An 11,821-nucleotide genomic window follows, 5' to 3' on the forward strand; every position below is an offset into this window, starting at 1 on the left:
TCTCCCGGCGGTGCACCTCGAAACCGGCTTCGCCGAGCTGGGCGGGGTGCACGCCGGGCGGTTCACGCGTTCGTGTACCGGGGCTCCGGTTCCTTCGCCCAGGCGGACGATCCGGACCATGACACGCGCATGCCCGCCAGGTCCTCTCCCCGCATCCCCGCGAGGCGCCGGTCACCTCTCGCCCGGCGCCCCCAGTCCCGTCAGGGCGCCGACCGGATCCGGGTCGGGGGTGCCTCGGGGCCACCAGTCGTCGCGGCCCGGTTCGGACTCGTACGCGTACCACAGGCCGTCCTGGCCGTACCGGAGCTGGACATGGCCGCCGGGGTGGGTGAGGCGGTTGCGCCACGGGCGGAACGCGGGCAGGTCCGCGGCCAGGAGCAGGGGTCGGGCGCGGTCGAAGCGGCCGGCCGGCGGGTCCCAGGGCTCCTCCAGGACGGCGAGGGCCTCCCGCCCGCCCTGCCGCCAGGCGGCGACCGCCCGCGCCAGGTCGGCCGGGGTCCGCCCGGTGGCGGCGGCCAGCGACGCGTACAGCGCCCGGCTGCCGGCGGTGAGGCCCGAGCCGGGGCGGGCGGCGGCGAGCCGTACCGCGTCCTGCCACAGGGTCAGTTCCGCCACCGGGTCGTGTCCGGTGGTCAGCAGGGACTGCGCACGGGCGGCGGCGTCCGTGGCGAGCTGGTCCAGTGTGAAGGAGTCGGGGCCGCCCGGGGCGTCCGGGTAGACCGGCGGCTGCTCGGGGTGGGCGGGCGGGGCCAGGGGTGCGGGGAGCGGGGGCCGGGTGCGGCGGGCCAGGGCGTCCCGGGCGCGTACGCCGGGGGCGGGGGCGGGTTTGCGGTCCCGGTCGGCTCGGGCCGCGCGGGCCGCGTTGCGCCGGGACAGGGCGTCGAGCAGGTCTCGTTCGCCGCGGCCGCGCAGCAGGAGCAGAACGAAGGGGTCGCGGTCGAGCAGGCGGGCGGTCTGGTAGCAGACGGCGGCCGCGTGTTTGCAGGGGTGGCCGAAGTCGGGGCAGCTGCAGTGGGGTTCGAGGTCGCCGACGCCGGGGAGCAGGCGGACTCCGCACTCGGCGAGGGACTGCGGCATCTGCTTGTCCAGCAGCGCGGCGATGTGTGCGGGCCGCTCGGCGGCGGCGTCCAGGAAGAGGTCCCACTCGTCGTCGGAGAACGTCCTGAGCCGCACCTGCACGCGGTACGGCCGGGGTCGGCTGCCCTGGACGTACGCCAGCACCAGCCCGGGGGTGACGGTGATGGCGTCCACGTTCCCCCGCCCCGCGTATGCCCTCCCCCGCGCCAGCCGCGCCGCGTCGAGGGCCCCTTCCTCCAGGGCGGACACCCAGGCGTTGCCCCACCAGGTCTCGGCGAACCCCTCGCGCTCACGCACCGGACGCGCGGGGAGCGCGGCGAAGGTACGCCGCAGGTCGCCGTCGCGGCCGGGGGCGGCCATGGAGGTCGGATACCGGGGAGCGGCCGGAGGCGGGGCGGGCGGCAGGGGGGACGCGGTCCTGGTCCGTGGTGCCCCGGGCGGCGGCATCTCGAAGGCACCGGCGAGGAGGTCCCCCACGTCCCCGGCCCGCGCTCCGCCCTCGGGCGTACGGGGACCGACGGTGCGGCGGCTCCGGCTGCCGGACGCCTCCGTGGCGCCGGAACGGCGCTTCGGCGCCACGGTACGGGAACCGGGATGCGGGCCCTCCCGGGGAGTGGTCTGCCGTGCGGTCCGCAACGCCTCGCGCGCCGCGTCGCCCGGCCGCGTCGAGGGTGCGGTCCGCCGCGCGGGGACGGGGACCGCTTCGGTGTGCCCCGCTTCGGCTTCCACCGTCTCCGTCTGCCCCGCTCGGGTCGGCTGTGGGTCCTCCCCCGACCCCTCCGCGCGGCGGGCACTCCTGCGTTCCGCGTTCGCCCGCCGCAGGGCGGCACGCGCCGCATCGCCCGGGCGGTCCGGCGACCGCACGTCCTTCCTGGAGGCGGCGACGGCCGGGTCCGTGGTGGAGGACGCCTCACCCGTGGTGGACGGTGCCTCGTCCGGGCTCAGGGCCTCGGCGTGCTCTCCCTCCCGCGCGGCCCGCAACGCCCGGCGCACCGCGTCGGCGGGACGCGACGCGGCGCCCGTCCCGGGGCGTTCCTGCCGTGCCCCGCTCATGCCGTCCTCCTCAGCGAGACGAGGTCCGCCAGCTCGCGGTCCGTCAGCTCGGTGAGGGCCGACTCGCCCGAGCCCAGGACGGCGTCCGCGAGGGCGCGTTTGGCCTCGAGCATCTCTGCGATGCGGTCCTCCACCGTGCCCTCCGTGATCAGACGGTGGACCTGGACCGGCTGGGTCTGGCCGATGCGGTAGGCGCGGTCCGTGGCCTGTTCCTCCACCGCCGGGTTCCACCAGCGGTCGAAGTGGACGACATGGCCCGCGCGGGTGAGGTTCAGGCCGGTGCCCGCGGCCTTGAGGGAAAGAACCAGGACCGGGGTCGCGCCGCTCTGGAAGCGGTCCACCATCCGCTCGCGGTCGGGCACCGGCGTGCCTCCGTGCAGCAGTTCCACGGGCACCGCGCGGGAGGCCAGGTGTGTGGTGATCAGGCGGGCCATGCCGACGTACTGCGTGAAGACCAGCGCCGAGCCGTCCTCGGACAGCAGGGTGTCCACCAGCTCGTCCAGCAGGGCGAGTTTGCCGGACCGCGCGGTGAGACCTCCGGCGGTCCGCGCCTCCTCCTTCAGATAGAGGGCGGGGTGGTCGCAGATCTGCTTCAGGGCGCTCAGGAGCTTCAGGACCAGGCCTCGCCGTGCGATGCCCTCCGCCGTCTCGATCGCCAGCATCGACTCCCGTACGACCGCCTCGTAGAGAGCGGCCTGCTCGCGGGTGAGCGGGACCGGGTGGTCCGTCTCGGTCTTCGGCGGGAGTTCCGGAACGATGCCCGGGTCGGACTTCTTGCGCCGCAACAGGAAGGGGCGGACCAGGCGGGCCAGGCGCTCCACCGCCTGGGGGTCCTCGCCGGTCTCCACCGCCCGCGCGTGCCGGGCGCGGAAGGACTTCAGGGGGCCGAGCAGTCCGGGGGTCGTCCAGTCCAGCAGGGCCCACAGTTCGGAGAGGTTGTTCTCCACGGGTGTGCCGGTGAGGGCGACGCGGGCCGGGGACGGGATGGTGCGCAGTGCCTTCGCCGTCGCGGAGTACGGGTTCTTGACGTGCTGTGCCTCGTCGGCGACGACCAGACCCCAGCTCCGTTCGGCCAGCCGGGGTGCCGCCGTCCGCATCGTGCCGTAGGTGGTCAGGACGAATCCGCCGTCCGTGTCGTCCAGGGTGCGCTCCGGGCCGTGGAAGCGGCGGACCGGGACTCCGGGCGCGAACCGGGTGATCTCCCGCTGCCAGTTGCCGAGCAGGGACGCCGGGCAGACCACCAGCGTGGGCTCGAGGCGCGCCCGGCGCAGATGCAGGGCGATGACGGTGACCGTCTTGCCGAGCCCCATGTCGTCGGCGAGGCAGCCGCCGAGACCGAGCGAGGTCATGAGGTCCAGCCAGGCGAGACCCCGCAGTTGGTAGTCCCGCAGCCGGGCGGCGAGGCCCGGAGGCGGATCCACCGGGCCGATGCCTGCCGTCAGCCGGTCCCGGAGCGCGGCCAGCGCGCCGGCCGGCACGGCCTGGACCGTCTCGCCGTCGACGTTCGCGGTCCCGGTGAGGGCGACGGCGAGCGCGTCCACCGGGTCGAGCAGGCCCAGCTCCCGCTTACGGGCCTTGCGGACGAGCGCCGGGTCGACCAGCACCCACTGGTCGCGCAGCCGGACGACCGGGCGGTGGGCCTGAGCGAGAGCGTCCATCTCGGCCTCCGTGAGCGGGTCCGGGCCGAGCGCCAACTGCCAGCGGAAGCGCAGCAGCTCCTCGCTCTGAAGGAAGCCGGTGCCGTCGGTCGCCGAGCCGGGCGCGGGCCGTACGACCGCCGTCGCGGTGAGGTCGTGCGCCAGGTCACGGGGCCAGTGCACGGCGACGCCCGCCGCGCCGAGCCGGGTGGCCGCGACGCCCAACAGGTCGCTCAACTCGTCCTCGGACAGGGCCAGGACGTCCGGTACGTCCTGTTCGGCGAGTCGGTCCAGCGGGGACCAGACCCGGGCCGCGCGGCGGACCGCGAGAGCCGCGTCCACCCGCGCGCGGGGGCCGAAGGTCGCGTCCGCCTCGCCGTCCCACAGGGCCGCCGCGTCCACGACCAGCGTCGGGTCGGCGAGGCTGTGCACCTGCACGATCGCCGCACCGGCGCGGGCCGCTCCCTCGCCGTCGTCGAACAGGTCGTACGCCGACAGGTCCAGGCGCAACGAGATCCGCACGCCCGCGTCCATGCCCGCGGCGACCTCGGCGGCCCACTCGTGCGCCTGCGGCAGCCGCTGCGGCTCCTGGGCGGCGAACGGCCTGCCCGCGGTGTGGGGAGCGGCAGGGGTGCGCGGCAGGGTGTCCGCGACCGCGTCCAGGAAGGACCGGACGAGGGCTTCGGGCTCGGGCAGCAGCAGGGGGCCCTTGCCGGGGAGCGGGACGGCATGACCTTCGTGGGGCAGGGCGGCGGCGACGGCCCTGAGGTGGGTGATGTCCTCCGGCTCCAGCGGTCCCGCCCGCCACGCGTCGTGTCCGTCCGGGGTGAGTCCCGGCAGCAGCCGACCGCGCGCGACGAGCCGCAGGGCGTGCAGGGCGGCCGCACCCCAGCAGGCGGTGGCGGGGTGGGCGGCGGGGGCGCGGCGGGCTCGAGTGAGCAGTGGGAGGGCCTCCGTGAGGGGCAGGGTCACGGCGGGCACGGTGCTCCTGCGCGCTCCGGATCCGTGCGGCCGCACGACCGTCAGGTCCTCGGTGCCGTCCGACGGCAGTGGACCGCCCTCGGGGTCCCAGAAGGCCACGCGTCCCCGGCGGGGCAGCGGCGCGGGCAGGAAGACCGCGGCCAGACTCTCCCATGCGGGCGCCCGCCGGGGCGCGGCCGCTTCGGCCACCTGCTCATCCATACGCGCGGTCACCTCCCGCCGCTCGGTCGTGTCGGTCGTCTTCGACTCTACGGGCGGGGTCTGACAATCGGCTCCGACGGCCGGCCGGGCGACCGGGGTGGCGGGGGTGGCGGGGGTGGCGGAGCCGACGGAGTGGCCGGGGCGGCGGGGACTGCCGGGCCCGCCGGGGTGGCCGCGATGGCCGGGAGCGGCCGGGGTGGCCCGGGTGGCGGGGGCCGCCGGGGGCACCGGGGCCCCCGGCGTGGCCGGGGGTGGCCGCGATCGCCCGGGGCGGCCGGGATGGCCGGTCGGAAACTCACCGGTCGGGAGATCCTGGTCCCTGGTTCTCCGGTCAGGGGATCGTCCGTGACACCACGTACACCGTCGGGTGCTGGGGCCGGGACGTGTTCACGACGACGTCCAGCGTGGGCTCCGGGTTCTTGCGCGCGTGGGTCAGGCCGTACCAGGGGCCCTGCCCCTCGAACGACCAGCCGACGACGTGCTGGTCGCGCGTGCCGATGGCGATGTCGTCCTTCTTCAGCGAGGACCTGGTGGCCTTGAGGGTCCACAGGAACCGGTTCAGTCCGTCGTCGCTGGTGGTGAACTGCACGTACAGCCGGCTGGTCTTCCAGTTGTTCGTCTCGTACGAGGCGACCTTCGTCGCGTCGTACGGGATCCACACCTGGTAGAGGCGGCGCTGCACACGCGAGGGCCAGCCCGGTACGAGGCCGGTCGCCGAGTACCTCGCCTCCTTGTCCTTGCCGCTGTTGCGCGACTGGTTGGCGGAGATGATCAGGTATCCCGCGGGGACGCCGATGAGCAGCACGATGATCAGCAGGGTCAGTGCCCGGCGGCGGATCGTCCGCCGGCGGTCCTCCGGCGGGCGCGGCGGCTCTCCCCGGGGTGGGGACTGGCGCGGAAGTGACGCCGCGGCCGTCACAGCAGCCCCTTGGTGGTGCGGCGGGACTGCGTGTACCGCTCGTAGCGCTCGTACCGCTCCACCCGGCGCCGGTTGGCGCGCCGGAAGCGGCGGGCGACGAGCCGGGCGAGGTCCGCGGCGCCGACCATGCCGGCCTCGGGGCCGAGCTGGGCGCGGGCGATGCGGGCCTCGGGACGGTAGCCGCGGCCGGTGAGATGGCGCCTGAAGGCGTCCCGGGCGGGACCGATCAACAGGTCGTCGGCCGCGCTGACGCCGCCGCCGATCACGAAGCAGGACGGGTCCAGGGCGGCCGCCAGGTTCGCGATGCCGACGCCGAGCCACTGGCCGATGTCCTGGAGCAGCTCCACGCACATGGCGTCGCCCTCGCGGGCCAGCTCGGTGATCATCGGGCCGGTGATGTCGGAGATGTTGCCCTTGACGTGCTCGATGATCCCGTACGCCACCGGGGAGTCGGCGGCGGCCAGCTCCCTGGCCTCGCGGACCAGGGCGTTGCCGGAGCTGTACTGCTCCCAGCAGCCGCGGTTGCCGCACGGGCAGCGGTGGCCGCCGGGCACGACCTGCATATGGCCGAACTCGCCGGCGACCCCGTACTTGCCGCGCTTGACCTGGCCGTCCTCCAGGATGGCGCCGCCGATGCCGGTGCCGAGGGTGATCATCACCAGGTGGTCCTCACCGCGGCCGGCACCGAAGCGCCACTCGGCCCAGGCGGCGGCGTTGGCGTCGTTGTCGACCAGGACGGGAACGGCGAGCCGCTCGGCGAGACGGTCGCGCAGGGGCTCGTTGCGCCAGGACAGATGGGGGGCGAACAGGACGCGGTTGCGGTCCGCGTCCACCCAGCCGGCCGCGCCGATACCGACGGCGTGCACGTCGTGCCGGTCGGAGAGGTCCAGGACGAGCTCGACGATGGTGTCCTCGACGACCTTGGGGCTCTTGGACTTGTCGGGCGTCTCGGTGCGGAGCCTCTCCAGGATGTTGCCGTCGGCGTCGACGACGCCGGCCATCACCTTCGTGCCGCCGATGTCGATGCCGACCGTGGGGACGCGTGGCGCCGTCAGGTGGGAACGGCGCTCGCGCGTTCCGACGGTCCGCAGGACGGTGGCCCGGGCGGAGCCGCGGTGGGTGAAGTCGCGGTAGGTGCTCACCGGGCCGATTCTGCCGCACGGGCGCGTTGGCCTGCACTGTGGGCCCCTTCGCCGCGGCGGCGCCGTCGAGCGCCTGGTCGCCCAGGTTCTGGCCCGTGCCGCCGACCGCTGACCGACCCGCAGGTCAGGGCGTGGTACGAGCGGAGACCGGGCAGGGGAGGCGCGGAGCACGACCTGGGGCACGGGCACCGGAGGGAACGCCCGGGCGCGTCCGGCGGCTCAGGAACGTACGAGCAGCTGGAATTCGAACGAGTAGCGGGAGGCGCGGTAGGTGTGGGTGCCGAACTCCACGGCGCGCCCCGTGTCGTCGAACGTGGTGCGCTGCATGGTGAGCAGCGGGGCGCCCTCCGGCTCGCCGAGCCGTTCGCCCTCGAGACGGCCGGCGGCGCGGGCTCCGATGGACTGCCGGGCGCTGTGCAGGGTGATGCCGGCGGCGCGCATCAGCCGGTAGAGGCCGGTGACCTCCAGCTGGTCGCTGTCCAGGTCGAGCAGGCCGGTCGGCAGGTAGTTGCACAGGTACGCCATCGGCTCGCCGTGCGCGAGGCGCAGCCGTTCGACCTGGTGCACCTCGCTGCCCTCGGGGACGCCGAGGGCAGCGGCGACCTGGGCGGACGCGGGCGCGAAGGTGTTGACGAGGACCCTGGTCGCCGGGCGCTGGCCGGCCGCCTCCAGGTCGTCGTAGAGGCTGCTCAGCTCCAGGCCGCGCTTGACCTGGCTGTGCACGACCTGGGTGCCGACGCCGCGGCGGCGTACGAGCAGGCCTTTGTCGACGAGGGACTGGATGGCCTGCCGGACCGTGGGGCGGGACAGGCCGAGCCGCCCCGCCAGCTCGATCTCGTTTCCCAGCAGACTGCCCGGCGTCAGCTCGCCGTGCTCGATCGCGGCTTCCAGTTGCTGGGCGAGCTGGAAGTAGAGCGGTACCGGACTGCTCCGGTCGACGCTGAGCTGGAGCGGGACGGCGGGGTCCCCATCTGGTTTCGGCACGGGGCGAGCGTAGCTCCGGTGCCTGTTGACGGGAAGTTGTGTAGTTCGGTTGTCCGGACAAAGCATTGACACGGTGCGGGAATCGGACCCACGTTGGTCACATGCGCATCGGACTCATCGGAGCGGGTCGTATCGGGACATACCACGCAGTCTCGCTCAGTCGCCACCGTGACGTGGGCTCGCTCATCATCACGGACGTCGACACCGCCCGGGCCCGTCAGCTGGCGGACCGGCTCGGCGCGACGGCGGCGCCCGGCGTGGACGAGATCTTCACCTGGGGCGTGGACGCGGTGGTCATCACCGCGGCGACCGCGGCGCACGCCGAGCTCATCGGCCGGGCGGCGCGCTCCGGGCTGCCCGTGTTCTGCGAGAAGCCGATCGCGGTGGACCTGCCGGGCACGCTGGCCGCGCTCGCCGAGGTCGACGCCGCCGGGACGGTACTGCAGATGGGATTCCAGCGGCGGTTCGACTCGGGCTACGCGGCGGCGCGGGAGGCCGTGCGCTCCGGCCGGCTCGGACGGCTGCACACGGTCCGCGCGCTGACGGCCGACCAGGCACCGCCGCCGGCCGCGTATCTGCCGGTCTCCGGCGGCATCTTCCGGGACTGCCTCATCCACGACTTCGACATCCTGCGCTGGGTGACCGGCCGCGACGTGGCCGAGGTGTACGCGACCGGGTCCGACGCGGGCGGGGCGATGTACCGGGAGGCGAACGACGTGGACACGGCGGCGGCCGTGCTCACCCTGGAGTACGGCACACTCGCCACGGCCACGGCGACGCGTACGAACGGTGCGGGCTATGACGTGCGCATGGAACTCGCGGGCGAGCTGGACACGGTCACGGTGGGCCTGGACGACCGTACGCCGATCGCGTCCACCGAGCCCGCCGGTCCGCCGCCCGCGGACAAGCCGTGGACGGGGTTCCTCGAGCGGTTCGCGCCCGCGTACGAGGCTGAGGTCGCGGCGTTCGTCGAGGTGGTGCGCGGCGAGCGCGCCAACCCCTGCGACGGCGGGGAGGCACTGCAGGCCCTGCGCATCGCGGAGGCCTGCGAACTGTCCCGCCGGGAGCGCCGCCCGGTGAACCTCGGGGAGATCCCGGGCGCTCGCGACTGACCCGGTCCGGGCCGGTGACGCGGCCGTGTCACCGCGTCTCCCGCCCTCGTCGCGGCCGGGGGCGCGTCCGTCCGCCGCCGTCCGTCCGGCTGCCGTCCTCCGTCCGGCCGCCGCCCCGGTCCGCTACCACCGCACCGGCAGGCTCCGCACTCCTCGTATCAGGATGCCCGGCAGCCGCGGACCGGGATCGCCGTCGAGAGAGAGGTCCGGGCAGCGGTCCAGCAGGGCGCGCAGCGCCGTGCGCGCCTCCAGACGGGCCAGGGGCGCGCCCAGGCAGTAGTGGATGCCGTGGCCGAAGGCGAGGTGGCCCTGCGGGGCGCGGCGCACGTCGAAGCGGTGCGGGTCGGGATGGCGGGCCGGGTCCCGGCCGGCCGCGTCGAGCCCGATGATCACCGGGTCGCCCTCGGCCATGGCGGTGCCGCCGATCTCCAGCGGCTCGGCCGCGTAGCGGAACGTCGCCGTCTCCACCGGGCCCTCGAAGCGCAGCATCTCCTCCACCGCGCCGTCCAGGAGCGTCATGTCGGCGCGCAGTGCGGCCAGTTGGCCGGGGTGGGTGAGCAGGGTGTGCACGCCGTTGGTGATCAGGTTGACGGTCGTCTCGTGGCCCGCGACGAGCAGGAGGAACGCCATCGCGCGCAGTTCGCTGCCGGAGAGCCGGTCTCCGTCCTCCGCGCGGGTGCGGATGAGGTCGCCGAGCAGGTCGTCGGCCGGGGCGGCGCAGCGCTTGTCCTCGATCAGCTCGTCCAGGTACGCGGCCAGCTGCTCCACGGCGGTGAAGTGGGCCTCCGCGGTGGTCGGGGCCACGATCTCGTTCGACAGGGCGCGGAAGGCGGCCCGGTCGATGTCCGGGACGCCGAGCAGTTCGCAGATGACGGTGATGGGCAGCGGGTAGGCGAGGTCCTGCACCAGGTCGGCGCGGCCCTTGGGCACCATCGCGTCGAGCAGCTCGTCGGTGATCTGCCGCACGCGCGGGCGCAGCGCCTCCACACGGCGCATGGTGAACGAGCGGGCGACGAGGGAGCGCAGCCGGGTGTGCTCCGGCGGGTCGACGATCAGTAGATGCCGGCCCATCACCTCCTCCTCGGCGCTGACCAGCCCCTTCTTCGTGCTGTCCTTGGAGAGTCTGGGGTCGGCGAGGGCGGTCCGCGCCTCCTCGTACCCCACGATCAGCCAGCCCTCGTACATGTCCGGCGGCGGTGTCCGCACCCAGTGCACAGGGCCGCGCTCGCGCAGCTCCGCGTAGACCTGATGCGGGTCCTGTACGAACCGCTCCCCGTACTCCCCCAGGTCGATCACGCTCATCGGGTCCCCCTCACACCTCGACTCACCCGTACAACGAACGGCACCGGGGATCAGTGCCCGTCCTGGCATGCTGCGTCACCCGTTGTATCCGGACTCGCCGGGCCGGTCGGAGCAGAACGCAGCACGCTCCTCTCCGGCTCGCCGGCGATGGCGCGGGTCGGGTTCCACGGGGAGGCGCCGACCGGGACCGGCCCGGAGGCGAGCCGACCTGGTACTCGACCCGGCCTCTCCGAACCACCGGGGCGTCCCGTGTGATCGGGTGAGGGGCCGTCAGTCCCGAGGGGAGGGGAGGGCCGGTAGGGGGCGGGAGAACGGCTGCGAACGGCGCGGGTGTTAGATTCCCTTCCCGTGTTAGAACACCAGGACGAGACCAAGGCGGCCTACGACGGGGTCGTCGAGCTGTATGCGTCGATGTTCGCTGATCGGTTGAAGACGCGGCCGTTCGCGCGGAACATGATCGACACCTTCGCCGAGCTCGTGCGTGACACGGGGAACCTGCGGACAGCGGACGTCGGGTGCGGACCCGGTCATCTGACGGCCATGCTGCACGACCTGGGGTTGGACGCCTTCGGGCTCGACCTCTCCCCGGCCATGGTCGCCCACGCCCGGCGGGCCCATCCGGCGCTGCGGTTCGACGAAGGGCGAATGGAGGCCCTGCCGGTCGAGGACGGCGCGCTCGGCGGAGTGCTGGCCCACTACTCAATGATCCATACCCCACCTGGGGAATTGCCCGCGCTGCTCGCCGAGCAAGTACGTGTTCTGGCGCCAGGAGGCCTGCTCCTGGTCTCGTTCTTCGCGACCGACGGACCCGAGCCGGTCCGCTTCGACCACAAGGTGACGCCCGCCTATAGCTGGCCGGTGGACCGGTTCGCCGAGTCGCTGGCCGCGGCCGGGCTTGTCACGTTCGCCCGGCTGCTCCACGACCCGGCCTCCGAGCGAGGCTTCCTCGACGCCCACCTGCTGGCCCGCCGCCCCTAGGAAGTATTTCGGTTCGCCGGTCGGCGGTCGGAACGGTTGGACGTGCAGACTTTTCGACCAAGATAGCCGTCTCCACCAGGGGCTTCGCGCGCGGCTTCGCCCGTCGGGCGTCGACGCGTCCAGCTCCGCCCTTCGCTTGCCGTCCGCCCGCCTGCGAGCGCGTCGCCGCGCTCCCGGTACCCCGATGGCGGCACCTGAGCGCGGGTCGACGGGCTCTGCTCGCGACCAACGCCGCAGCGGCACAGGGCAGCGACAGCCGCACGGATCACCTCTGCGGCGCCGCCGACGCCCTGGAGCACTGGCCGGCCGACGCACCGTGGCCGGCGCCGCGCGCCGTGTCCGCTCACGGTCCACCAATCCGGGCGCGGACGGCAGCGGGCCCCTCCCCGCGGCAGTCGTCCGCGGCCGAGGTCGCGGCACCGCCGACTTTCGGTG

Annotated in this window: 8 protein-coding genes; 2 read left to right on the forward strand and 6 right to left on the reverse strand. The window is 74.3% G+C overall.

The window, feature by feature from the left end; genetic code table 11:
• Positions 1-171 precede the first annotated feature (171 nt).
• From AC5WS8_RS29800 to AC5WS8_RS29820, 5 genes are all read right to left on the reverse strand, one after another.
• The gene (locus AC5WS8_RS29800; protein WP_496106599.1) at positions 172-2,130 is read right to left on the reverse strand and encodes an SWIM zinc finger family protein; all 1,959 of its coding nucleotides are present in this window, start codon (positions 2,128-2,130) and stop codon (positions 172-174) included.
• Positions 2,127-4,949, reverse strand: a complete 2,823-nt coding sequence (locus AC5WS8_RS29805) for an SCO1167/SCO6262 family helicase (RefSeq protein WP_496106600.1) — start codon at positions 4,947-4,949, stop codon at positions 2,127-2,129. Before AC5WS8_RS29805 ends, AC5WS8_RS29800 begins: the two co-directional genes overlap by 4 nt.
• A gap of 331 nt (positions 4,950-5,280) precedes the next feature.
• A complete protein-coding gene (locus AC5WS8_RS29810) occupies positions 5,281-5,868 on the reverse strand; it encodes a sugar kinase (RefSeq protein WP_496106601.1) in 588 nt (195 codons plus the stop codon).
• Positions 5,865-7,010, reverse strand: a complete 1,146-nt coding sequence (locus AC5WS8_RS29815; RefSeq protein WP_496106602.1) for an ROK family glucokinase — start codon at positions 7,008-7,010, stop codon at positions 5,865-5,867. The genes AC5WS8_RS29810 and AC5WS8_RS29815 overlap by 4 nt, the downstream gene beginning before the upstream one ends.
• Positions 7,011-7,229: 219 nt before the next feature.
• The gene (locus tag AC5WS8_RS29820) at positions 7,230-7,994 is read right to left on the reverse strand and encodes a GntR family transcriptional regulator (RefSeq protein WP_496106603.1); all 765 of its coding nucleotides are present in this window, start codon (positions 7,992-7,994) and stop codon (positions 7,230-7,232) included.
• A 101-nt stretch (positions 7,995-8,095) separates the two neighbouring features.
• Between AC5WS8_RS29820 and AC5WS8_RS29825 the strand changes: the two genes are divergently transcribed.
• On the forward strand, positions 8,096-9,106 hold the full coding sequence (locus tag AC5WS8_RS29825; protein WP_496106604.1) for a Gfo/Idh/MocA family protein: 1,011 nt from the start codon (positions 8,096-8,098) through the stop codon (positions 9,104-9,106).
• A 123-nt stretch (positions 9,107-9,229) separates the two neighbouring features.
• Here AC5WS8_RS29825 and AC5WS8_RS29830 read toward each other — a convergent pair whose 3' ends face one another.
• Positions 9,230-10,408: a cytochrome P450 family protein gene (locus tag AC5WS8_RS29830; RefSeq protein WP_496106605.1), complete on the reverse strand. Its 1,179-nt coding sequence runs from the start codon at positions 10,406-10,408 to the stop codon at positions 9,230-9,232.
• A gap of 348 nt (positions 10,409-10,756) precedes the next feature.
• Here AC5WS8_RS29830 and AC5WS8_RS29835 point away from each other — a divergent pair, with 348 nt between their 5' ends.
• Complete coding sequence (locus tag AC5WS8_RS29835) at positions 10,757-11,386, forward strand: class I SAM-dependent methyltransferase (RefSeq protein ID WP_496106606.1); 630 nt, start codon at positions 10,757-10,759, stop codon at positions 11,384-11,386.
• Positions 11,387-11,821: the final 435 nt, after the last annotated feature.

The sequence above is a fragment of the Streptomyces sp. PTL18 genome (assembly GCF_059510295.1).

Coding starts and splice junctions, on each gene's coding strand:
- AC5WS8_RS29800 (WP_496106599.1), bottom strand. CDS start 2,130: ATGAGCGGGGCACGGCAGGAACGCCCCGGGACGGGCGCCGCGTCGCGT.
- AC5WS8_RS29805 (WP_496106600.1), bottom strand. CDS start 4,949: ATGGATGAGCAGGTGGCCGAAGCGGCCGCGCCCCGGCGGGCGCCCGCA.
- AC5WS8_RS29825 (WP_496106604.1), top strand. CDS start 8,096: ATGCGCATCGGACTCATCGGAGCGGGTCGTATCGGGACATACCACGCA.
- AC5WS8_RS29830 (WP_496106605.1), bottom strand. CDS start 10,408: ATGAGCGTGATCGACCTGGGGGAGTACGGGGAGCGGTTCGTACAGGAC.